Source organism: Porifericola rhodea (assembly GCF_030506305.1).
In the GTDB taxonomy this organism is placed as follows: domain Bacteria; phylum Bacteroidota; class Bacteroidia; order Cytophagales; family Cyclobacteriaceae; genus Catalinimonas; species Catalinimonas rhodea.
The window spans coordinates 4688104-4711257 of sequence record NZ_CP119421.1 but is presented as its reverse complement, the minus strand read 5'-3'; the positions used below and the strand labels follow the sequence as shown (position 1 = coordinate 4711257).

Annotated in this window: 21 protein-coding genes; 9 read left to right on the top strand and 12 right to left on the bottom strand. The window is 40.8% G+C overall.

The features are described from left to right. Nucleotides 1-17: 17 nt before the first annotated feature. Nucleotides 18-866 (bottom strand): universal stress protein, encoded by an 849-nt coding sequence (locus tag PZB74_RS19300; RefSeq protein ID WP_302238800.1) that lies wholly within the window; start codon nucleotides 864-866, stop codon nucleotides 18-20. Nucleotides 867-883: 17 nt separating this feature from the next. Then, a complete protein-coding gene (locus PZB74_RS19295) occupies nucleotides 884-1402 on the bottom strand; it encodes a DUF892 family protein (protein WP_302238799.1) in 519 nt (172 codons plus the stop codon). Nucleotides 1403-1555: 153 nt separating this feature from the next. Between PZB74_RS19295 and PZB74_RS19290 the strand changes: the two genes are divergently transcribed. Continuing rightward, nucleotides 1556-2053, top strand: a complete 498-nt coding sequence (locus PZB74_RS19290) for a DUF2267 domain-containing protein (protein ID WP_302238798.1) — start codon at nucleotides 1556-1558, stop codon at nucleotides 2051-2053. A gap of 325 nt (nucleotides 2054-2378) precedes the next feature. Further along, the gene (locus tag PZB74_RS19285; protein WP_302238797.1) at nucleotides 2379-2762 is read left to right on the top strand and encodes a VOC family protein; all 384 of its coding nucleotides are present in this window, start codon (nucleotides 2379-2381) and stop codon (nucleotides 2760-2762) included. A 14-nt stretch (nucleotides 2763-2776) separates the two neighbouring features. Here the strand turns inward: PZB74_RS19285 and PZB74_RS19280 are convergent, their stop codons facing one another. Together PZB74_RS19280 and PZB74_RS19275 are read right to left on the bottom strand one after the other, a co-directional pair. Beyond that, nucleotides 2777-3805, bottom strand: coding sequence for a beta galactosidase jelly roll domain-containing protein (locus PZB74_RS19280; protein WP_302238796.1), 1029 nt, complete (start codon nucleotides 3803-3805; stop codon nucleotides 2777-2779). A gap of 44 nt (nucleotides 3806-3849) precedes the next feature. Beyond that, a complete protein-coding gene (locus PZB74_RS19275) occupies nucleotides 3850-4425 on the bottom strand; it encodes a retropepsin-like aspartic protease (protein ID WP_302238795.1) in 576 nt (191 codons plus the stop codon). Nucleotides 4426-4648: 223 nt separating this feature from the next. Between PZB74_RS19275 and PZB74_RS19270 the strand changes: the two genes are divergently transcribed. Further along, entirely contained in the window at nucleotides 4649-4795 is a 147-nt protein-coding gene (locus PZB74_RS19270) for a hypothetical protein (RefSeq protein ID WP_302238794.1), read from the top strand. Here the strand turns inward: PZB74_RS19270 and PZB74_RS19265 are convergent. The 6 genes from PZB74_RS19265 to PZB74_RS19240 form a co-directional block, all read right to left on the bottom strand. After that, nucleotides 4782-5474, bottom strand: a complete 693-nt coding sequence (locus PZB74_RS19265; RefSeq protein WP_302238793.1) for a response regulator transcription factor — start codon at nucleotides 5472-5474, stop codon at nucleotides 4782-4784. The genes PZB74_RS19270 and PZB74_RS19265 overlap by 14 nt on opposite strands. Beyond that, on the bottom strand, nucleotides 5471-7066 hold the full coding sequence (locus tag PZB74_RS19260; protein WP_302238792.1) for a sensor histidine kinase: 1596 nt from the start codon (nucleotides 7064-7066) through the stop codon (nucleotides 5471-5473). The genes PZB74_RS19265 and PZB74_RS19260 overlap by 4 nt, the downstream gene beginning before the upstream one ends. 56 nt (nucleotides 7067-7122) lie before the next feature. Beyond that, nucleotides 7123-8619 (bottom strand): c-type cytochrome domain-containing protein, encoded by a 1497-nt coding sequence (locus PZB74_RS19255; protein ID WP_302238791.1) that lies wholly within the window; start codon nucleotides 8617-8619, stop codon nucleotides 7123-7125. 8 nt (nucleotides 8620-8627) lie between these two features. Beyond that, nucleotides 8628-10010, bottom strand: a complete 1383-nt coding sequence (locus tag PZB74_RS19250) for a DUF1552 domain-containing protein (protein ID WP_302238790.1) — start codon at nucleotides 10008-10010, stop codon at nucleotides 8628-8630. After that, nucleotides 10007-11971 (bottom strand): DUF1592 domain-containing protein, encoded by a 1965-nt coding sequence (locus PZB74_RS19245; RefSeq protein ID WP_302238789.1) that lies wholly within the window; start codon nucleotides 11969-11971, stop codon nucleotides 10007-10009. The genes PZB74_RS19250 and PZB74_RS19245 overlap by 4 nt, the downstream gene beginning before the upstream one ends. A gap of 104 nt (nucleotides 11972-12075) precedes the next feature. Further along, nucleotides 12076-13515: a BNR repeat-containing protein gene (locus PZB74_RS19240; RefSeq protein WP_302238788.1), complete on the bottom strand. Its 1440-nt coding sequence runs from the start codon at nucleotides 13513-13515 to the stop codon at nucleotides 12076-12078. Between the two features lie 233 nt (nucleotides 13516-13748). Here PZB74_RS19240 and PZB74_RS19235 point away from each other — a divergent pair, with 233 nt between their 5' ends. The 5 genes from PZB74_RS19235 to PZB74_RS19220 all read left to right on the top strand — a co-directional run bounded on the left by PZB74_RS19235 (nucleotide 13749) and on the right by PZB74_RS19220 (nucleotide 19072). Further along, on the top strand, nucleotides 13749-13967 hold the full coding sequence (locus tag PZB74_RS19235; protein WP_302238787.1) for a FeoA family protein: 219 nt from the start codon (nucleotides 13749-13751) through the stop codon (nucleotides 13965-13967). Continuing rightward, nucleotides 13964-16120, top strand: coding sequence for a ferrous iron transport protein B (gene feoB, locus PZB74_RS19230; protein WP_302238786.1), 2157 nt, complete (start codon nucleotides 13964-13966; stop codon nucleotides 16118-16120). Before PZB74_RS19235 ends, feoB begins: the two co-directional genes overlap by 4 nt. A gap of 20 nt (nucleotides 16121-16140) precedes the next feature. Beyond that, nucleotides 16141-16332 (top strand): FeoB-associated Cys-rich membrane protein, encoded by a 192-nt coding sequence (locus PZB74_RS22655; RefSeq protein WP_495885127.1) that lies wholly within the window; start codon nucleotides 16141-16143, stop codon nucleotides 16330-16332. Nucleotides 16333-16695: 363 nt separating this feature from the next. Further along, a complete protein-coding gene (locus PZB74_RS19225; RefSeq protein ID WP_302238785.1) occupies nucleotides 16696-17448 on the top strand; it encodes a hypothetical protein in 753 nt (250 codons plus the stop codon). A 142-nt stretch (nucleotides 17449-17590) separates the two neighbouring features. Continuing rightward, nucleotides 17591-19072 carry a S10 family peptidase gene (locus PZB74_RS19220; protein ID WP_302238784.1) on the top strand — a complete coding sequence of 494 codons (1482 nt, stop codon included), beginning with the start codon at nucleotides 17591-17593 and terminating at the stop codon, nucleotides 19070-19072. Between the two features lie 142 nt (nucleotides 19073-19214). Here PZB74_RS19220 and recD2 read toward each other — a convergent pair whose 3' ends face one another. Further along, nucleotides 19215-21698 (bottom strand): SF1B family DNA helicase RecD2, encoded by a 2484-nt coding sequence (recD2, locus tag PZB74_RS19215; protein WP_302238783.1) that lies wholly within the window; start codon nucleotides 21696-21698, stop codon nucleotides 19215-19217. A gap of 55 nt (nucleotides 21699-21753) precedes the next feature. Then, on the bottom strand, nucleotides 21754-22113 hold the full coding sequence (locus PZB74_RS19210; RefSeq protein ID WP_302238782.1) for a hypothetical protein: 360 nt from the start codon (nucleotides 22111-22113) through the stop codon (nucleotides 21754-21756). Between the two features lie 220 nt (nucleotides 22114-22333). Here PZB74_RS19210 and PZB74_RS19205 point away from each other — a divergent pair, with 220 nt between their 5' ends. Beyond that, nucleotides 22334-23113 (top strand): glycerophosphodiester phosphodiesterase, encoded by a 780-nt coding sequence (locus PZB74_RS19205; RefSeq protein ID WP_302238781.1) that lies wholly within the window; start codon nucleotides 22334-22336, stop codon nucleotides 23111-23113. Nucleotides 23114-23154: the final 41 nt, after the last annotated feature.

Genomic DNA, 23154 nt, shown 5'->3' with positions numbered 1-23154 from the left:
TTCCTATGAGTAAAAGATCAGTCTTTTAAAATGAGTACAGGTCTTTTTGTGTGGAATATCATGTGCTGTGTTTTACTTCCATGAAGCAGTTTGTCCCAGAAGCTGTGTTTTCTGGGAATCATGGCCAGCATAGAAGGCTTGTGTTTAGCCAGAAACTTTTCAATCCCTTTATTGATACTATCCTCTTCAAAATCGTAATGATAATTGTGTCGTGTTTTACGAAGTATCCTATCCAGTTCTTCACCAGCTTCCAGTTCAGCTTCAGTCAGTCTGGCACCGCCTTTACTTACATGTAAGACATCTACCTCTGCATGGAAGATATTGGCCATAAACAAAAGTGCTGCATAAGATTCTGGCTTGTGTACCTGCTGATAGTCTGTAGCTAAAACGATGCTTTCCAGTTTACCGAAGTTTATCCCATCAGGTATTACCAGCGTAGGTACTGCACACTGTTTAATAATATGAGTGGTAGTGCTACCTAAAAACTCTTGTATTGCATTAGTTCCACTCGTTCCCATTACAATAAGGTCTATATGTTCATTTTTTACAGTGTCTACAATGCTTTCTTCAGCAAACCCACATTTAAGCAAAGTTTCATATTGTAGCGACTGGCTGTACAGGTAATCTTTTTTGAGCTTTTCCATTTCTTCTCCCACCTCTTTGCGTACATCTTCTATATCTACCATACCCTCAGGGTACATACCCCCAATAGGATAAGCCGTATCAGCTATAGCTGGCACTCTGTAAGAGTGCAGAACGTAAACTTTAGCACCAATTTCTTTAGCCAGCTCTATAGCATACAAAAGCGCGTTGTTGGCAATAGGTGAAAAATCTGTAGGGGCTAAGACTCTCTTTATAGTTTTCATGGCTGTATATGATTTATTTAAACAAGTGCGGCATCTAGCTCTGGAGCCAAAGCAGCTTTATTAAAATTGTCTTTGATGAGTGCATTAATTTGGTTAAGGATTGACTCTTCTGCAGCAATCATTTTTCGGGTATAGCTGGATTCCTTAGTCCAGCTAAGGCTGTTAAAGTAGAGCAGCAAAATATGGTAATGGCTATACGTATAGTGGGTAGATAAGAATAGTGTATGCAGTAAAATTGCATCTGTCATTTCAGGACTTCGGCTCCTATCCAGTAGCTGATGTGCTTCTTTGTATATGCCATTTAATCCTTCTGTTGCGCTCTGACTCGCCTGATAATGTAAAGAGTCAATTAACTGATGATGATAATGAAGCTTATAATTTGTGCTTTGCTTTAAGTCAAAAAGAAGGTGCTTTAGGAGAGGTGAACTAGCCTTATGACTGTAAATCTGTAGATAGGTTTTGTACTGATGCTCAGACCGGTACATTATACTCAATTGTTCTAGGGCTAGCTCATGATAATTATGGAAGGCATTCATAATTGAAAAAAATTTATTATCTTAATATGTACCAAGATAAATGAGCTTATATTATAAATATACCTCTTTTAATCAGCTTTTTTTATGATTTTAATCATGTTATTTTTTAGTCTTAACCAGTAATTTATAAGTGAAAACTAAATCTCTACTGATATGAAAACACTACATAAGTTGGACAAACACGTGATTTATCTGGATGAGCTGGTGCTACAGGTTGCCTCTCAGATGGATCGGCCTGATGACCTGCCATGTGCAGAAAAAGCGGTCAATGCTGTACTGTTGGCGGTACGAAACCGTCTTACATTTGAACAGTCTATCCGGTTTCTTAATTATTTACCCCTTCCTTTTAAGGCTATTTACATTAAAGACTGGCAGGTAAATGACCGTATTCCTGACAAAATAGATTCTATGAACGAATTTATTGATGAGGTTTACAAACTGGAACCTGCGCTTTGCCCTAACAACTACAAGGAGATAAACGAAATTAAGCTGGCTATTAAGGCTGTTTTCAAAGTAATCGGTTTACATATCTCAAATGTTGATCTTAAAAAGGAATTAAGGTTTTTGCCCGACGATTTGAGATTGTATCTGGAAGCTGAAGGTGTATCCCTTAAATCTAATATAATTGACTCGAGTATCTGGCTTTCATAGTTATTTAAAACAAAGGACGTTAGCTCGCAAGCTTTTTTTACTGCTATATACCATTGCAACCTAAACCTTGAAGATGATTTTGATACACGTATCCTAACCTTCTTCTCCTACTCTTGCGCTAACTGACCAACCACTCTATATTTTCCCCTTCGGAAAGATTAAAAGAGCAACGTCCTTCTTCTTACAGCAGCCTACAGCTTACTTCTTAATTTGCTATTTGCCTGTTAGTAACCTCATCCACTAAGCTCTTATAAGTTTTTGAGTATTAGTCGCATTCTTACCATGACTATGCTTATATTCATTTTTAAAACTAACCAACTAAATTATGAGTATAGCATTAAAGGGGATGGACCACCCTGCAGTAGCCGCAAAAGATGTAGATAAACTAGCTAAATGGTATTGCGATGTGTTAGGCTACGAAAAGTACCACAGAATAGACAAGCCCGTATGGATTTTAAAAGCGCCAGACAATAGCCTTATAGAAATTATGCCTGAGGATGAAACTGCTCGTCCTGCAAGAAATATCTGTACGCCAGGCTGGTCACATATTGCTTTAAGGGTAGAAAACCTGGAAAATGCCATCGCTTATCTTCAGGAGCAAAATGTAGAATGGATAGGAGAGACAGTAGATGCCATAGGAGGCGGTCGTCTTCGTTCTTTTTATGATCCTGAAGGAAATATGCTGCAAGTAGTAGAAAGGTCTATATGATTGGTTAAGCGGCCCTAGCGCCACCAACGACGCCAGAAGTCTGTATACTTGCCCTGTTTGATGATGCCCAAAGGACCATTATAGATTCCTCCATCCAGATATTTGTCAAAAACGCGGATGGCGATAGTGTTAAAGCCACCAAAGTTAAGGGCTTCTAGGGGCAGGTTATATTTACGAATGGTAGAATAGGCAAAGTTATCGTTGTAGATGTACTCATTGTTCTCGTTAAAGCCGGTACTACCTACCAGTACTCCATTAATATATGTCTGGTCAAAATCGTCTATCATTCCCAGCAATAGTACTAGGTCTTCTCCTTTAAGATCACTGGGCAGGTAAAATGATTTACGGTACCAGGCATAGCCGTCATAATTAACAAAGCCCTGTTTCTCCCAAAATAGTGGTGCCATTACTCTTTCCCACTGCTTAGAGGCTACTTCTGATGTGCGCCAGTCTAAGTTGTCTCCCAACCGGAATTCCCATAAACCGCTTAAATTAACATCAAGGCGATTGTAGTCCGCATTTGATACCAAACCAATGGCTCCGCCAATAATACCGCCATCCACTCGAGCATCATAAACTCGTATGGCAATTGTGTTTTTACCCTCTGGGTTTAAGTATTCTTTAGGAATAGGGTATCTTCTAAAAGCGTTATATGCGGTTTGGAAGTAAGGAGGGAAAGATCCGGAGAAACCAATCAGCTTGCCATTAATAAATACTTCATCTACATCATCTATATAGCCCAGGGATAAAAAAAGGTTTTGTTGAGCGTGTTCTCTACTCAGGTTGAAAGTTTTCCTATACCACCCATAACCATCATAGGCATGAAAACCCTGAGTTTCCCAGGCAGCTGGTACCTGCACACGCTCCCAGTTACTATCATTATAGCTGAGGTTGGACCACTTTGGATTGTCACCTATACGAAATTTCCACTCACCTTCTAGCTTCAAACACATTTCCCAGCTCGCGGCAAAGCTGCTAAAGGAGGTTGAAAAGAAGAGCAAAAATACCCAGATAACAGTTCTTTGTAAGTAGGCTAGGGGCATTTAGGAGTTAGATCAGAAAATTGATAAACTATAGCGTAAAAATATCAGTAAATATGATTTGAGGAAACTTCCTGCCATCCTTTTCTTATTAAAGTATAATAGGCTAAGCTAGAATTAGTATTGCTTTCATGCGCAATTACATGTTTGTTGAGATAGCCAATTTTCAGGTTTTTGTAGTCAATCCTGAAGTTATATTTTTTCATAATATCCGAGCCAATAATGCCCTGGATCTCAATATGCGTTTTCTTTCTCAAAGAATTTGATAAATGCTGTATATCCAAAGTAAAAAATCGGGCTTTAATTTCACCTTTTCCCATGATCAACTCACAACCTTTTGCCCATTTAAGTGCTTTTTTGTTGCCTTGTAACCCCTCAATCTGATAGTTCAGGTCATTGTTTACAATAGTACGAAAACCATATTCTTCTGCTACGTTTTCGTCAATGATAGAGATATCAGAGCCGGTGTCTACTAGAAAGTATGCTACTTTACCATTCAGGCTGGCTGCGATGATAGGCTTATCTTCAAGATATACAATATCTACATACTCTATCTCAAAGTCTCTGGCAAATGTAAGCAGGTTGAGTAGAGTAAGAAGGGTACTCAATACAAGCATTTTCATTTTTGGGACTGTGTTGTTTAATCTAATGTATACCTATAACGAAAAGTATTTGCCATAGCTGGGTAACAGAATGTAAAAAGTTGTCATGCAGGACTTAAAGAGAAAAAGGTGATTAATTACCGGTGAGTAACAGGATAAAACAATACTTAAAAAAAGTATTATTTGATTCGTATTTTAAGTATTAATGTGTATCTTAGCATTATCAACTTAAAATAATACGATAATGGAGAACAAAGCTATTTATCACGATAAGTTGGAAAACGAAAGATACGGACGTCCTCAGAACATTAGAGTGCTGGTGTCAAACTACCTTATGGAGTTAAGAGCGTCTAATACAGATAAGAAGCAACTACAGGCTACTGCTGGATAAGCATTTTGTAGCCAATGCCATGCACTGTCAGAATAATTCTGGGGTCATTAGAGTTTGCTTCTATCTTGTTTCTAAGTTTTACTATAAAATTGTCTATCGTACGTGTGGTGGGCTGCTCATCTTCGTAGCCCCAAATATTGTCTAACAAGTCGTATCGGCTTACAGTTTCGTTTTTATGTTCCCAAAGGTACTTAAGAACTTCAAACTCCCGATACGACATTTTCACGCTCTTACCTCCCTCATCTGCTGTATAACTCTGAAAATCTAAACTTAGCCTGCCTATCTGAATTTTGCTTTCATCTGTATGTCCAGGGTTGTTTCCACGCCTGAGTACTGCTTTAATTCTTGCAAGTAACTCTCTGATACTAAATGGCTTAGTAATATAATCGTCAGCCCCAAGTTCAAGTCCGAGTACTTTGTCTATTTCTTCACCTTTTGCCGTTAGTAAAATGATGGGGGTGTCTTTCTGACTGTTTCTTACCTGCCTGCAAATATCAAAGCCCGACATGCTAGGCAGCATTACATCCAGAAGTACGAGGCTGTAGTTACCTGCCAGTATCTTTTCCAAGCCCTGTTTACCATCTTCTATGGTTTCAACTTCATAGCCTTCAAATTCAAGATTATCCTGTAACCCCAAAATCATGCTGGGTTCGTCTTCTACTATGAGTATCTGGCTCATGTACTTTCTAAAAGTTTTGTGATTTTATATTTCTTCGGAAAACATAGCCTGAATATACTACCCTCTCCCAGGCTACTAATTACCTCTATCCGCCCATTGTGAGCATCCATAATATGTTTTACCAAGGATAAGCCCAGGCCTGTGCCCTTTACGCTTTGTACGTTACCGCTGGTAGCGCGATAAAATTTATCAAAAATAGCTTTGCGGTGGGTGTCTGAAATTCCCTGACCCTTATCTGAGACTTCTACAAAATGATACTGATCCGTATGTCCGGTACTTACTCTGATAGATTTTTCTTTAGGGCTGTATTTTACTGCATTATCAAGCAAATTAATAATCGCTTCTGTAATCGCTTCATGGTCTCCTGATATTAATAACTGTTGATCGGCAGCCTTAAAGTCATAGCTAAAGCCTTGCTGCGTAATGTGAAACTCATAAGCCTCAATAACTTCTTTTACAATTTCATTTAAGTTTATGGATTGCAGGCTATAAATTCTTTTACCGGCTTCAATTTTAGAAAAGTTCAGGATTTTATTGACCATCGCTGTAAGACGGACAGTTTCCTGGCTGATTATTTTATAATAGTCATGCTTACGTTCCTCTGTACGTACACGGTTCAGCATCAGAGTTTCGGCAAACATACTGATGAGTGATAGGGGGGTGCGTAACTCATGCGAAACATTAGATACAAAATCTGACTTAAGCTGAGCGAGCTCTACCTCTCTTTTAATATTCCTAAAAACAAACCACACCCCGAGTAGTATGATGATGTTAAGGCCAATAATGAGCATCAAATCATTTTTTATTCGGTTTTGTGCCAGCGCTTCAATGGTCTGTCCATTAAGGTCAATAGTAAGGTAAAAGTCTGGAAATAGCCAGAAAGGTAATTGGTGCAGCTGTCTTCCGCTTTCACTTTCTGCATCAGTAGTGTAGATAAGCGTATTATCCTCCTCCTGATGAGCAGAAATAATAAACTTCTCTTGTGTAACTGCCTGTATTTTTGGGCCAAGTACATTCTGGATAAAAGAAGCAGGTTCCAGTATGAAGCCACAGATATATCTGCTATCTCCAAAATCTTTGCTGAGAGGAAGGAACAGCTGTAGCTTTAGGTTATCATCTGTAATAGCTGAAACAGGTTCAATTTTACGGTATCCATTTTCCAGATAGTTGAACAGTCGGTAAACCAATTCATCACGTTTGTAGAATGTGGTGCTTATTTTATTAGCTAGTGAGTCATCTATTACTCTTCCGCTACTTTCATTAAATAATTGTACCTGATTAAAATTAGCACTGTCTACCACGAATATATAGCTTAAATCAGGCTTTTCTGCAAAAAAAGTGTTTAATCGTTGAGCATGGAAAGTAGTACTGTCATCTAAGAGCAGGTCAGCTTCAGAAGCCCAGGCATTAAGTACATCAGCCGAGTATTGGTTAACAGAAAACAGGATAGCGTCCAGCTGATTATTATAAATTTCTTCAATAATCAGTTCATTCTTGTTCAGTGAGTTAATCTGATACACTGAAAAGAATACTGCTGGCAGTACAAAGATCAGCAGCAGCACAATTCCTATTTTTGCTAAGCTCTTGTTCATACCATAACTAAATCCTAATGATTTTTAGGGTAAATCAAAAAGCTAATTTAGCATTTCTAAAAGAAAGTACCTCTTTCCAGATGAACTTCTAGCTCTGGATTATTTTTTGCCAAGGCGTCACAAACTGCTGGGCTTACAGCTGTTTCGTACAAATAAAGGTGCTTCAGGTTTTTAATTTTCACTACATGTAGCAAGCCTGCATCATCAATCTGGCTTCCAGAAAGGTCCAGTAATTCCAGGTTTTCCAGCTTCTGAAGTTGAGTTAAACCACTACCCCGGATCTGTGTATTCTGTAAATGTAATTCGCTCAACTTGTCCATCTGGCCCAGATGGTAAAGTGCATCATCGCTAACGCTACTGGCAGCTAGAGATACTTTATGTAGATGAGGAAATATCATTTGTAAATCTGCGAGCGTATTGTCATCAAAACTTTCAGGAGGAAAGTGCATACTCAATACCAGGCCGTTAGAGTTACGGTCTTTTTCCAGTACAAATTGCTGCTCTTCGTATGCTACTAACCGGATGAGACCATCAAGCTCCATATTTTTTTGCTGCCTGATGAGCATTTCCTGCTGAAGTTGTTGCGCTTTTCTGTAAAGTAGGGTATAAAATGTGGTATCTAGTTGAATATCAGATAGCTTAAGGCCTTGTGGAGCTCCTTTACTTATCCATTGCTCCAAAAGCGTAATTTCCTCGGGGCTAAGGGATGTTTTGCCTTCAGGTGGCATATGGTCATCGTGGTTTTTGGGCAGATGGATACGTATAAGCAATTCACTATCTTCTACACTGCCTGGGCTAATAGCTGTTTTTCCACTTTTTCCACCTTCCAAAAGGTTAGAGAACCGGGTCATCAGATAGTCTCCTTTAGTTTTGTTCTCATTGTGGCAGCTATAGCAACGACTTTGTAAAGCACTTTGAATGACATCTTCAAAAACCAACATCTCTTCAATCGGTTTTTGGGAAAGTGTATCAGTTGAAGAGGTTTTTATGGGAAAGTGCTCACTTAAAAAATCTTCGCCATGGGTGAGAGAGCCTCCTAAATGGCTGGCAAAAACAACCAGAAGGTTAGTAATAAATAAGCTGCCTAAATAAAGCTTAGAGCTAGTGTCTGCTCTCTGCTGTACTAAATTCACAAATAATACAAATGCCCATATAGCCCCCAGGGCCACGCCTAGCCCCATATACAAATGGTTTTGCATGAGAGAGCCACTATAGCCACCACTTTGGTAGAGGGCGAAGCCGATAAGCACAGCGGCAATACTACTGAGTATAGAAATGATATGTATTATGAACTGAAATAAGGCTTGCCTTTCAAACCACTTAAACACGATAAGTACTTCCCACAAAAGGAGTATAAACAGTAATACTATGGGGAAATGAATGACTAAGGGGTGGAGTCTACCACTAAACAAAAGCCATGAAGAAACCTCTGCCTCATCTGGAGCAGGCCAAAAAGGTAGCGTTACCAGAATAATCGAGAAGACTATGGCACCACCGCTTATAAACTTTAGAAAGAATGTAGAGTTGAGGCTGTTTGCTAATTTATCGCGCATATTTCTCTTTAAGCATATATTTCACAAAGTTCACCTGTACTATCACCAAAGCATTCCTGCGGAACATCATATATGTTTAGAAGAGATTGGTATAAGTTTGCCAGAGGAGTTTCTTCTTTGAATTTAAGATTTTGACCGGTACGTAACGCTCCTCCCGCTTTACCCGCCATAAGTACAGGTAAGTTTCTTGGTGAATGCCGGTTGCCATCACGTATACCGGAGCCTAACAATACCATTGAATTGTCTAACAAATTGCTGTCACCTTCCGGGATAGATTTTAGCTTATTTACAAAATAGGTAAACTGCTCTATGTGCCAGCGGTTAATTTTTTCATACTCCTCCAGGTGCCCGGGATCATCTTTGTGATGTGAAATCTGATGATGACTGCCAAACACGCCCGGTAGAAAGGTGAAATTACGATTACTCACCGAGTTGCCAAACATGAAACTGCTTACCCTTGTAGCATCACTCCAGAACGCAAGCACCATAATATCCATCATCTGCTTAACTTTTTCTGTAATATCTACACCCAGGTGCATTTCTGAATATTCGTCTATTCTTAAGTTCAGGCGGGTAATTTCTTCCTGTATGTCTTTAGTAATATTTTCTTTGAATGCATTTTGCTGTTCATAGCTATGAATCCTCTTTTCTACGGATCGGATAGACTCCAGGTATTCTTCCAGTTTATCCTGATCATTACGGCCTAACTTTCTTTGCAGACCTTTGGCGTCATCCATCACTAAGTCAAGCACACTCTGCTTCCAGGGATCTACCTTTTGTTTATTGTTAGGAACAAAGCTTTTGAAAAGGCGATCAAAGGCCAGCCTTGGGTTAATCTCCTTTGAGCATGGCTGTGTAGGGGTTTTCCATGAGATAGCAGAACCGTACAAACGGGTGAAGCCTACGTTAGCATCTATGCCAGACGATATGCGCTCCAGACCATATTGTAGTGAAGGAAAAAGAGTTTGGTGACCTATATGTTTTGCAATCAGCTGATCTACAGAAATACCACCACTGTGCAGGTTATCGCCAGTAGTTTTAAAAATAGGTAGACAAGTTAAAAAACTAGCCGTTTTCGTATAATGGCCATCATCGCCACGGAAGCTGCTCAGACGATTACGAAGCTCGTTTAATACCAGTATGTCATCTTTCAAATGTTGAAGAGGGGAAAGAATAGGGGAGAGCTCAAAGTTACTGCCATACTGAGTAGGTGTCCATTTATCGGGATGTACACCATTGGGCATAAACATAAATGCAGCTCGTAAAGGGTTCTTTTTATTGGGAGCTGCCCATAAACTGGTAGGCCCCATAGCCTCCAGAAAAGGAAGGGCTATGCTGGCACCCAGGCCTTTAAGCATTCTTCTTCTTGAAATATGCCATGACTTTTTCATAGTACATCTAGTTTTCTTCCGTAATCATTGACCCGGTAGCGAAAAGGGTAAGAGTTTACCAGGCTCTTGATTAGCGTACTTGAGTTGAAGTTATTGTCAGTTAGTGCTTTGGTCAGGCTTTGCATGGTCGGCTCATCTACAAATTCTATAGAACGACCTATAGCATAAGTAAACATACGTTCGGCTATGGTTCGGGCAAAATTATCCTGCTTTTCAAAAAGTATCTTTTTCAGTTCTACCGGCCCGTTAAAGGGCTCTCCGCTGGCTAATGTATCCCAGGCGATAATTGGTTGTTCTGGTCCATAGCTCTCTCTCCATTTACCGGTAGCATCGTAATGCTCCAGACCAAAACCTATAGGGTCCATTTTTTGGTGGCAGCTTCGGCAGGCATCATTATCTCTATGTATTTCCAGCAAATTACGTAAGCTGCTACCCTCATGGTTAGATTCTTCAGGTAGCTCTCCGGCATCTGGCGGGGGTGGCGGAGGAGGTGTTCCTAAAATTTCTTCCAACACCCACTTTCCTCTGAGTACCGGACTTGTCCTCAAAGGTAGCGATGTAGATGCCAAAACGCTTCCCATGCCCATTACACCTCCACGACTACGGTCTGTTAGCTTTACCTTTCTGAGCTCACTGCCTTGTACCGGAGGTAGTTCGTAGTGTGCTGCCAGCTGGTCGTTCAGAAAAGTGTAGTCGCTATCTATCAGCTCTAGTAGGTTTTGGCTATCGCTGAGGATATGGTGAAAATAGGCTACAGTTTCCTGATACATGGCCTGTCTTAGTATTCCATCAAAATGGGGGTACTTTTCCAGGTCTACCGGTGAGCTTTCTTTAAGCTTACTAATTCCCATCCATTGAGCAATAAAACTTTCTGCAAAACGCGCCGCTTTTGGGTCATTAAGCATGCGGTCTACTTGTGCGTTTAATATTTCCGGTTCATGCAAGTTTTGTCTATAGGCTACCTCAAAAAGCTCCTGATCAGGCATACTTGACCATAAAAAGTAGGAGAGGCGAGTAGCCAGCTCAAAATTGCTTAGCTGATAAGGTCGGTCAGTAGGTTGTTCATCCTCTACCTTGTATAAAAATTGTGGAGAGATTAATATAGCCTTGAGTGAAGATTGTATTCCAAGCTCAAAACGTTGTGTATCTGTCAGACTATCAGAGGCTGAATATACTTTTTCAAACAGAGATAGAAGGTCTTCTTTTTCTTCAGGTTTCAGAAATCTACGATAGGCTTTAGTCGCAAAAGGTATTAGCACACCCTCAGCCTCTTCACGCACGTAATATGAAGGCGAAATATCACTAAACCAGCTTCTTACCCACCAACTAAATTGCTGCCAGATTGATGGGGAAAAGTCTTCTGAAACGATGGCTTTCCACAGCTTCGGCTCTTGATACACTTCTTCTACAATATGTTCGGCAGCCTCATAGTATCTTTCTAATTTAAGTGGAGTAAAAAACAGGGTGCGGGCATAGTTATCAAACCCACTGCCTCCTGAGCCATCTGCAGGAAAAAATGACTGAGCATCAAAATTGACTCCCATCAGATCTAATACCGTAAAATGGTACTCTCTATGACTCAACCTTCTGATGACAACCCTGCCAGGATTATTTTCAGTAAGAGAGCTTACCAGAATATCATTTATTCCATCTACCAGTATGCTGTATTCTTCGTCAGTAAGGCGAGGCTTAGTATCTGGTGGCATTTGTCCGGATTGCAGCTGCTTAATAACTTTAAGCCACACATGACCATCGTCCAGTAAGCGCCCCTCGTTTTCGTATTTTTCCAGATTAATACCGCCAGCTACTTTTCCTACATTATGACAACTGTAGCAGTGCTCATCCAGTACCGGACGTATGTCCTTGATGTAGTCATAATGAGGTTGAGCAGCAAGGCCGGTCGGTAGACCAATGAAGAATAGCGCAAGAGTAAGTAATTGAGTAGTTGTAAGTAGTTTCATAAAAGCTGTATTGAGAGCGCCGAAAATCATGAGTAATGCCTCTCAGTACCTATAATTTATAAAAAGATTGTGGCTAATACAATCGCTTGCAGTAGTAAGTAGGATTAAGGTAAACTCTTCGGGTTCCATTCTAGTATATAAACCATAGTAGCGGGCAAATCAGCAGTTCGCTCCCCATTACCCTGACCAACTTTCTGAACCAATAAGTTTAATATGTTATCTCTTTCCCAGCGTAGGGGATCATAGACCGGTTCCCAGTTACCAACAGACATCTGGGTAAGATCGTATGTTGCCCATTCACCTTCAGATAAATTCTCACAAATAGCTACCGACACCCTTTGCCCACGCTCTTCGTCATTATAGATAACATATACTCTATCTTCATCGTCACACAGTACCAGGGGACGGGAAATCGGATTGTTTCTGGTGCCAGTTCCGCCTAGTTTAAAGCTAGATTTACGATTAGTCACTACCGAATTTTGCCAGGCATCGCCATCGTACCATATTACCATATACTGAGTAGCAGAGTCCTCTTTCACTTGCCAGTAAGTGGCAATAATCGGATACCCCCTACTATCTACAGTGCTGCTTGTTTGGTTGATCAGTCCGCTATTTTGCGGTATGTGGTAGATATACTCCGCGTTTCTGGCAGTTATGGGTAATTGATATATGCTTCCATCTGAACGTTTCCAGGTTTTACCTTCATCCTCAGACTTAGCATAGCACATGTCATGGTTAGAGGCCACATCCGGGGTTTCTCTCCAGACCCAGCTCAGGTGCCAGGTTCCTTCATTATCTACTACCAATTTGTTAGTATAAGCATTACGCTCACCTTCTCCATCCAGCCAGCCGTGCTGTACAATTTCCCACTTTTTTTGATCTAGCCGGTAGCGGTTAAGCATCGTGTTGCCATTTCCAGAACCGCCCTCCCGGTACATAAAAAGTAGATCTCCATTAGAAAGGTGTATAAACTCTGGGTAGGTAACACGACTTTCGTTTTGCCCACTCATTTTAGCCTGCGGACCAAAATTTAAACTTGCTGGCGCCTCTGATTTTACATATTTGAGGGGATGGTTGTGATGATTCCACGACATATGCAGATAATCATTACCATCTAAACCTATACTGATGCTGTTGTGTGCGTCTAAGAGGTTGCCTTCAAACGGTGTAGTACTTACTTCCCACTGTACTTCAGTAAGCAACCTTTGCGCGATAACTACATGTCCGCTGCTATCATAATACGATACCCACTGGCTGCTGTCATTAGACAATAATCCGTGACTTCTAAAAATAGGAACATTAATTTGAGTCTTTGCCCAGGCTTTACCTATGGGCATAAGTTTAGCCGACTGAAAGTTTGAAGAAAGAGTAGAGGTTGATGATGCGCTGGTATTTTGAGATTCTGGTGGCGAGGTACAGGCAGAAATGAAAATGAAGGCTAAGAAAATAGCCCTGAGTAGCATCATGAAAAGAGTTTTAGGTTGTTGTATTAGCAGTGAGTTTGAAGTTAGTATAAAAATAGACTCATGTGAGAGTTGTGACATAATTTTACATTTAAGGCTAAATTGGTAAGCTAGCTACTTATTCAATTCGCAAGCAATAGAACAAGCAGCTAGATGATTTTAGTCATAGTAAGTTGGTATAGACTAGCTCATCTTTGCAGAAATAATGTGCAATAGTGAAACTCTTGGCGCTTTTTTTCTTTTGTTAAATTAGAACCTATCTAAATAACTGTTAAATTGCGCCATTCAACGTGAAAGAAGCCTAAACGCGGTAAATGAAAACTCTGGATCAATTAAAACCCGGCCAAAAAGCCACTATTCAAAATATAAAAACATCTTCTCTGACAATCAAGCTGTTGGAAATGGGGCTGCTGCCTGGTAAAGAAGTTGTCTATAATTTTTGCGCCCCTTTTGGCGATCCTATCTCAGTGAGAATTTCGGGCTACAACTTATCCTTAAGAATTGATGAAGCCAGCTTAGTAGAAATTATATGAATAATCCTACGGATATATTACGACCTAGTCCATCATTGAAAACAAATCTGACTGTAGCTCTGGTAGGTAATCCCAATTCGGGTAAGTCTACCATTTTTAATTTACTGACCGGCCTTAATCAAAAGGTAGGCAACTACCCCGGAGTAACAGTAGACAAGAAAAGTGGGAAGACAAGGCTTGCAGACAAAAGCAGTGCTGAGGTGATAGACCTGCCTGGCACATATAGCTTGTACCCCCGTTCAGCTGACGAAAAGGTAGTATTGGATGTACTAATGCACCCTGATCGGGAGCAGAGACCAGATGTAGCAGTGGTAATTGCCGATATGAACAATCTGGAGAGAAACTTATTGCTTTTTACTCAGATCAGGGATTTGGCTATTCCCTCTGTATTGGTGCTAAATATGGCAGATATAGCACGCAAAAAAGGAGTAAATGTAGATCTCAACTTATTAAGCAGACGCCTGGGTAATGTGCCAGTAGTAAGTATGAACGCTCGCAATGGCGAGGGCCTGGATGATCTGAAAAAAGTGCTAAGCTCACCTTTAGAGCTTCCTGAGGAGTGTTTTATGGACGTACATTCCCTCGCGCATGAAGCAATTGCTGAGGTAAAGCAGATGTACAAGCTGGAAAATACTTATGAAGCCTATCAGTGGCTGCAAAGTGCTGACCGCCTGAGATTTATAAATGACAACCAAAAGGAGCAGTTGCTTAATATGCGATCTGCGTTCAACTTTGATGCTAATAAGCTGCAAATAGAGGAGACCACAGAACGCTACCGCCAGATCCAGCAAATCCTTCAGGATGCCATAAGTAGCCCAAAAGATGAAAAACAATCCTTGTCCGATCGTTTGGACAGTGTACTGACTCATAAGGTATTTGGATACTTGATTTTTTTTGGAATACTCTTCCTCATCTTTCAGGCAATCTTTGCATGGGCCAGTGTGCCTATGGACATTATTGACTACCTCTTTGCAGAAATAAGTGGCTGGATTCAGGACAGCCTTCCAGAAGGAGTACTCACCAGTTTATTATCAGAGGGTATCGTACCCGGTATAGGGGGTATCGTCATCTTTGTGCCGCAGATTGCAATACTTTTTGCTTTCATTGCCTTGCTGGAAGAGTCGGGTTATATGTCTAGGGTAGTGTTTTTGATGGATAAAGTGATGCGTAAGGTAGGGCTAAATGGCAGAAGCGTAGTGCCGCTGATCTCAGGGTTGGCATGTGCCATACCGGCAATTATGGCTACCCGAAGCATTGACAGCTGGAAAGATAGACTAATTACCATTATGGTAACCCCGCTCATGAGCTGTTCAGCCCGTTTGCCTGTATACACGGTACTGATCGCCCTGGTAGTGCCCGAGCAATTTGTATGGGGATTCATCAGTTTGCAGGGTATTGTTTTGATGGGCATGTATCTGCTAGGCTTTGTAGCTGCGCTAGGTTCTGCCTGGGCAATGAAGTTAATCGTAAAGACCAAAGAAAGAAGTTTCCTGATTATGGAAATGCCTGCTTACCGCTGGCCCAGATGGAAAAACGTTGGTATCACTGTTTTTGAGAAGTCAAAAACATTTGTGCTGGAAGCAGGTAAAGTTATACTGGCAGTTTCTATCGTTCTTTGGGTGTTAGCCTCTTACGGGCCAGGCGATGATATTGCTCTGGCTGAACAACAACTCCGAGAGCAGGCAGAGAACTCTGACGATCCCACATTTGCAGAAAATTTAGATATCGCAATATCTGCTTCTAAACTGGAAAATTCCTACGCAGGAAAATTTGGAAAAATGATTGAACCAGCCATTGCACCTTTAGGTTATGACTGGAAGATAGGCATTGCGCTTATTTCATCCTTTGCTGCGCGGGAGGTGTTTGTAGGAACTATGGCAACTCTGTATAGCGTAGGCGAAGATTTTGATGATGAAAGTACAATAATAGGGCGTATGCGCTCTGAACGTAATCCTGATACAGGTCAGCAGGTGTTTCGCCCTGCCGTAGCGTTCTCACTTTTGGTATTCTATGCTTTTGCAATGCAGTGCATGAGCACCATTGCTGTAGTCTATCGTGAAACAAAAGGGTGGAAGTGGCCTGTTATACAAACGATATACATGACTGCATTGGCCTATGTTTCTGCACTGATTGTATATCAGCTATTTTCTTAAAAAAATAAGACTTAAGAATTATGATTCAGGAAATAATACTTTTTTCAATTTTTGCAGTAGCCCTTTTTTACCTGGGGCGATTGCTATATCGTAGTTTTACTACAAAAGAAAGTTGCCCGAAGGGCTGTGGTAGCTGCGGTGCGGTTGATTTTAACAAAATTCAGCAACAGATTAAAGCCAAACAAAAATCTGAAAGTTATACACACGCCTGATTGAGCAGCATAAGCCACTAATACTATTAAAGTTTTACCTTCCCTAATGCTAAAAAGCCGGGAAGGTTTTTTTATTTTCTTCAATTAGTACATAAGCTAATTCTTTTTTCTGCCTACTTTACTAAAATTCTTTGCTAAAATTTACAGTTTTACATATCTTAAAAATAAGCCTTAATAAATCGGTTTAATTTTTTAAAATTTTAATGACTACCAAATAGATTGTAATTAGTTTAATTTATTTAAACTTGTAACGCTATAGCATAATATGCTAGAGCCTTATTTTTTAAAAAATACCTGTGCAAAAGGCTTTTATCAGAGCATGTACTCAATTCAGTAATAGCCATTTCGCTTAATTTTTTCATTATGGAAACTGTTAAAAATATAGTGCTTGCCAAGCAGGCCAACTGCAATTCTGATAGCGTACTAAGCTATGCCGTACAACTCAGTGATACCCTCAAAGCTAAATTGACAGTAGGCCTGTGTTATCAAAGCGATACCGAATTGGCGGGGGCGGAAGATTTACGCGAAGCTAATCCTATAAAAGATGCTTTTCAGTATGTTAAGCAATCTTATCTGGACAGTGCTAATGTAGACTATCGGCTGGTCTCATGCGAAACCACAAGCTGTGATCGTGCTGATGAAACTCTTACTATTTACCTTCCTGACCTCTACCTTATGGATAAGTCTCAGGTTGAGCATCTCTATAGCTTTATTGATAGAATTTATTGTCCCTTAATACTGCTTCCTCATCAGGTGGAGTTTAAACCCGTAAATCATTTGCTGGTAGTAGGAGACCTGAACGAGAAAGAGCGCGAACATACGCCCCGACATGCCCATAACCTGGCCACTATATTTTCTGCCTCCTACGAAATGCTTGATTTCAGTGATTTAAGCGAATCATTATTTAATATGCCTGCCTCTCATCCTGAGGCGGACTTAAAGTCTTTTAAGGGCCCCATAAGATTGTATCCTGAAAAACTAAGCCAAATGCGCAAACCTGATATGCTCGTACTTATGGTAAAAGATAAGTTTTTTGGTGTTATGCGTTCGTTTTATGGACCAGCTATTGAGTTGAGCAAGCGTCTTGACTTCCCGGTCATGATTTATAAAGTGTAAGTACATAATATATTCTTAGCAGCCTTCATTTATCAGCCTATCTCTTGTATGCTTCAAGCCAATGCTTATCTTCGCTAGTGAAGTAAAAGGTTTACTTTTGCCTTTCTGTTCTAATATCTACTAAACCATTCAGATCAATATTATGAGACTAACCTTAGCCATGCTATGTGCATTTGCACTATGCCTATGTCAGGCCTATGCTCAGAAAAGGACATTAGCTGCGGATTCTACCATCTCTACTACCCATGAGGTGAGTATAAAAGGACAAAAAATTTCTTACACAGCAACAACTGGTACCCAGCCGGTATGGAATGATGAGGGTGAACCTATTGCCGCCTTATTTTATACTTTTTATGAAAGAAATGATGTGCAGGATAGAGCCTCGCGGCCACTAGTGATATCATTTAATGGTGGGCCGGGTTCAGCATCGGTATGGATGCACATAGCCTACACAGGTCCGCGTATACTGGAAATTGATGATGAAGGCTACCCTGTACAGCCTTATGGCATACGTGAAAATCCGTACTCAATACTGGATGTAGCTGACATTGTTTATGTAAATCCGGTAAATACGGGTTATTCTCGCATCTTAGATGAAGATACTGAGCGCAGTACTTTTTTCGGAGTTAATGCGGACGTAGCTTACCTCGCAGAATGGTTGAACACATTTGTAAACCGCGCTAACCGCTGGCCTTCTCCTAAATACCTGATAGGCGAGAGCTATGGAACAACTCGTGTGTCTGGTCTGGCTCTGGAGCTACAAAATACGCAGTGGATGTATCTTAATGGAGTAATTTTAGTGTCACCCACGGGCTTGGGGATAGAGAGAAGTGGTCCGGTAGAAGCAGCTAACCGCTTACCTTATTTTGCCGCGGCGGCCTGGTATCAGAAAGCTTTACCTATACAGCACCAGCAAAAAGATCTTGATGAATTTTTACCAGAGGTAGAAGCATTCACTATCAATGAGCTGATTCCTGCGATGGCTAAAGGCGGGTTTATTGAAGAAGAAGAAAGAAAGGCGATGGCAGCAAAAATGGCAGAGTACTCCGGCTTAAAAGAAAAAGAGATATTGGATCATAATTTGGATGTACCTAATGCGTACTTCTGGAAAGCCCTGATGAGAGAAAGGGGAGGGTATACCGTAGGAAGATTAGATTCTCGTTACCTGGGTATAGACCGACAGCTGGCAGGTGATCGTCCTGATTATAATGCAGAGCTGACCTCGTGGCTACATTCATTTACCCCGGCTATCAATTATTATTTTAGAAACCAGCTTAATTATCAGACTGATATTAAATACAATATGTTTGGTCCGGTACACCCCTGGGACAGAAGCAATGATGATACAGGGGAGAACTTACGACAAGCGATGGCACAAAATCCTTATCTGAATGTGATGGTACAATCAGGTTATTTTGATGGTGCTACCACATATTTTGATGCCAAGTACACTATGTGGCATCTGGATCCTAGTGGTAGAATGAAAGATCGCCTGAGTTTTAAAGGATATCGTAGCGGACATATGATGTATCTCCGTCAGGAAGATCTGCAAAAGGCTAACGAAGATATTAGAGAGTTTATAAAAGCCACTTTGCCACAAAACAGAAAACCCGCCAGGTATTGATGAAAAGTTGAAGGGGGGATAAAATTATCACAAAATTTACGTACCCTCCCGGAATCTTAAAAAATCTAAGTCCACTGAGTTGAATGGTTCAGGGGGCTTGTTTAGTGGTTTACACAGCTTTAGGCAAGTGTTCAATTCACTTTCAGGCTTCAGCATGTTGAATCAGCCATTGTAAAGCGGTTTGCCTTTGAGCACTATTTTGCTGTTGTACCGCTCTACGTAGAGCTCTGCGGCTTCCTACAAAGACCGCCATTTTTTTAGCACGGGTAAGTCCGGTATAGATCAGGTTTCGGAAAAGCATATTGTAATGCTGAGTCAGTAGAGGGATGATTACCACACCAAACTCACTTCCCTGCGACTTATGGATAGTAATTGCATAAGCTAAATCCAGTTCTGTCAGCTGAGATTTATCATAGGTAACATCTTTTTCATCATCACCGCCACCAAACTGTACCAGGCAACTCATATCTGAGCTATCTATAGCTGTAATCTTCCCTATATCTCCGTTAAAAACATTAAGGTCGTAATTGTTCTTACGCTGAATAACACGATCACCTTCTCTGAAAATCCTCCCTCCAAATTCTATCTGTGCTTTTTCTGAACTTTCGGGGTTAACTGATTCCTGCACCATTTCATTAAGTTTGTGGGTTCCCAGGCTACCTTTACTCATAGGACTGAGAATTTGTATTTCTGCTTCCGGACCTACATATTTAGGGATAATCTCACGATACAATCGCTCTATCATATCGCTGGCAGAAAACCCCCAATGCAGAGAAGACCAGGGAGATACCCTGCGCAGCACTTCTTTGAGCTCATTGGTATGGGTATTAGCCTCAAGTAATTTATCCAAATTTACATGCGAGAATTTGTCAGGGATGACCAATTGATCTTTAAACATCTCATAACTTTCCAGTGGTTCAGCTGCCAGAGAATATTCATCTTCGGTACGCTCGGTGTATTTTTTTACTTTCAGGATAAAGCGAAGCTGCTCTTTAGTTGCTTCTTCAGAGTCAATAAAGAGGCAATCTTCTCCTTCCTTCCAAAGCCTGGGATTCTTAAAAGGAGTGGCTATATCTGGTAACTTGCCCTGGTTTATCTGGTGAGCGTACTGGATAATTTTGGATTGAGCAGCCTGCCGGAACACCTGAGTGAGTCGGGCACAGACTACTTTTTCTGAAGCAATCAGGTCTTTAAACACATTACCTGCACCCACCGAAGGCAACTGGTCGGCATCGCCAATTAAGAGTAGCTGTGAGTTTTGAGGTACTGCCCTGAGGAGAGAGGCTGCAAGATGTACATCCAACATAGATGACTCATCTACAATTATAAAGTCACAATCCAGAGTATTTTCTTCATTACGTTTAAAGCCACCTTTCATAGGGTCCCATTCCAAAAGCCGGTGAATAGTTTTGGCTTCGTCGCCAATCACCTCGCTCATACGCTGGGCAGCTCGCCCGGTAGGAGCAGCCAGCAACACTTCTTTACCCATGGCTTTGAGCAGTGCTACTATTACTTTGGTGGTTGTTGTTTTACCACATCCCGGTCCGCCGGTTAGTATGCATAAACCTCTGCCAATTACCTGCTTGACAGATAGTTGTTGTTCATCGCTTAAAGTAAGTTCATGATGTTCGCAATAGCGGGCTATCCACTGCTGTACTTTATGTTCGTCAACAGTAAATTTCTCATGAGCCATAATGTGACTCTTCTTGGCCAGATAGGCTTCATCAAAATATAGGGAATGAGCATAGTATACAGTTTGCTCCCCCTCATCTGTAGGTAGAAGTCTGGTTTTTAGCTCATCAGTATCTTCCATGAGCTTAAGTTCCTCTGCTATTCTTTCTTCTTTTTCCAGACCTAGTAGAGCAATGGTTTGTGTAGTAATCTGCTCACGAGTAAGGTAGCAATGGCCTTCTTCTCTGGCATTTTGGAGTTCGTAAGCAATACCAGCCTGTACTCTTGCCGAAGAGTCTTTTGCTAACCCCAGGCTCAGAGCAACTCTATCTGCACTCATAAAACCAATGCCAAAAATATCATGTGCCAGACGATAAGGATTTTGCTGAACTATGGAAATGGCCTGCTGACCATAAGTTTTGTAGATTTTAACAGCGAAGAGGGTACTAATACCGTGCGACTGCAAAAACATCATGACCTCTCTGATTTCCTGATGTTCTGTCCAGGCTGATTGTATAGAGGATAATTTTCTTTGGGCAATACCCGGCACTTCGGTAAGCCTGTCTATATCATGTTCAAATACATCCAGCGTATCTTTACCAAAGTACTTAACAATTTTACGTGCCGTTTTGGGGCCGACTCCTTTAATTAGTCCAGAACCCAGATATTTCTCCAGTGCATGGGCGGTAGCTGGTTTTCTTTCTTCTACTCTGCTGGCTTTAAACTGTCTGCCATAGGTCGGATGGTTTACCCACATACCAAAGAAGTCCATTGTGGCTCCGGCAAAAACTTTAGACTGATGAACCGTAACGGCTATCTCTTCGTGCGGCCTTGCGAAAGAGCTTACCTTCAGCACAGACCAACCTGTCTCTGCACTATGAAAGGTCACTCTTTTTACAATACCAGACAGTTTTTCCAGTGCTGGACTTTGTTTTGATGTTACTTGTTCGTTCATTCCCAATCTTTAAATGTAGCCTTCAGCATAACCTTATGGGGTAGGTTAGTAGGCGCTAATCTATATCGTCAGAATTTTCATCTTCCAGCGCTTCATGCTCCAACTGTTTTTGCTCCTGCTCAGTAAAATAAATTGCGGACCTAATCAGGCTGAGCATATATTCTATACGTCTTTCAAAGCTTTCTTTTAGTGCTTTGTATTGCTTTAGTACCCGTATAGGCCTTTCCAGGTTTTCCAGTATCATTCTACTATAGTCGGAAGGTGACTGTAGATGGCGGCTGGTTACCTCATTGTGTATAGCCTCCAGATTGAGAATAGCTTTAGAAATATTACCAGCGTCCCGCTCTTTAGCTTCCTGCTCCTTCTTGCGTCGGTAGTACAAATGGTTGTATAGTTTCTTCTCAGACTTATTCATAAGCTTTCGTGTACAAACTATTAGGCTACGCTAAACATACTTATTTTCAAAAAAATACCTTTTGGGTGTCTGCTAAGCTATTTATCGTAAGTTTAGTCCTTTAGAGAATATTAACACAATGATAACTCTAAGCCAATAGGACAAACTTAGCATTAGCACTAGTTTTGGGCTAATTTATTTCATTATATTAACTCTATTCCTGTTTATTAAATTCTATAGAATGAAATTTACTCAAGCTATACTGATATTGACAGCGTTTTTTCTTTTAAGTACGCAGACTATGGCCCAGTTTACAGATAATAAAGTGATTGCCCACAGGGGTGCCTGGAAAAATGAAAACCTACCGCAAAACTCTATCGCCTCCTTAAAGAAGGCTATTGAACTAGGCTGTGAAGGTAGTGAGTTTGATGTGTGGATGACTGCCGATGGGGTATTGGTCGCTAACCATGATGCTGATTTGGATGGTATGCCTATTGAAGAGAGTACTTATAAAGAGCTGCTTACTAAAAGTTTACCTAATGGAGAAAAAATTCCTACGGTAGAAGAATACCTGAAAACTGGTAAATCTCAAAAAAAGACTAAACTTATCTTGGAAATCAAATCTTCAAAAATTAGTACGGAACGTACATTGGAGCTTACTGAAAAATCTGTAGCTCTAGTTCAGAAGCTAGGTATGGAAGACTGGGTAGACTACATCTCTTTTAGCCTGGATGCCTGCAAAAAAATTATTGAACTGGATAACGATGCTCGTGTAGCATACCTGAGTGGAGATCTTACTCCTCAGGAAGCTAAAGATGCTGGTTTCTGGGGTCTAGATTATAATTATCGTGTGTACCAGAAAAAACCTGAATGGATAGAACAGGCTCAGGATTTAGGTCTAACACTCAATGTCTGGACAGTAAACGATAAAGAGGTAATGAAATGGATGCTAGAAAAAGACTTTGACTTTATTTCTACAGATGAGCCAGAAGTGCTGTTGTCAATTGTCGGTGAACAATAAGCCTTTAGCTAATTAAGTAGGCTAATTTGTCACACTTAGAG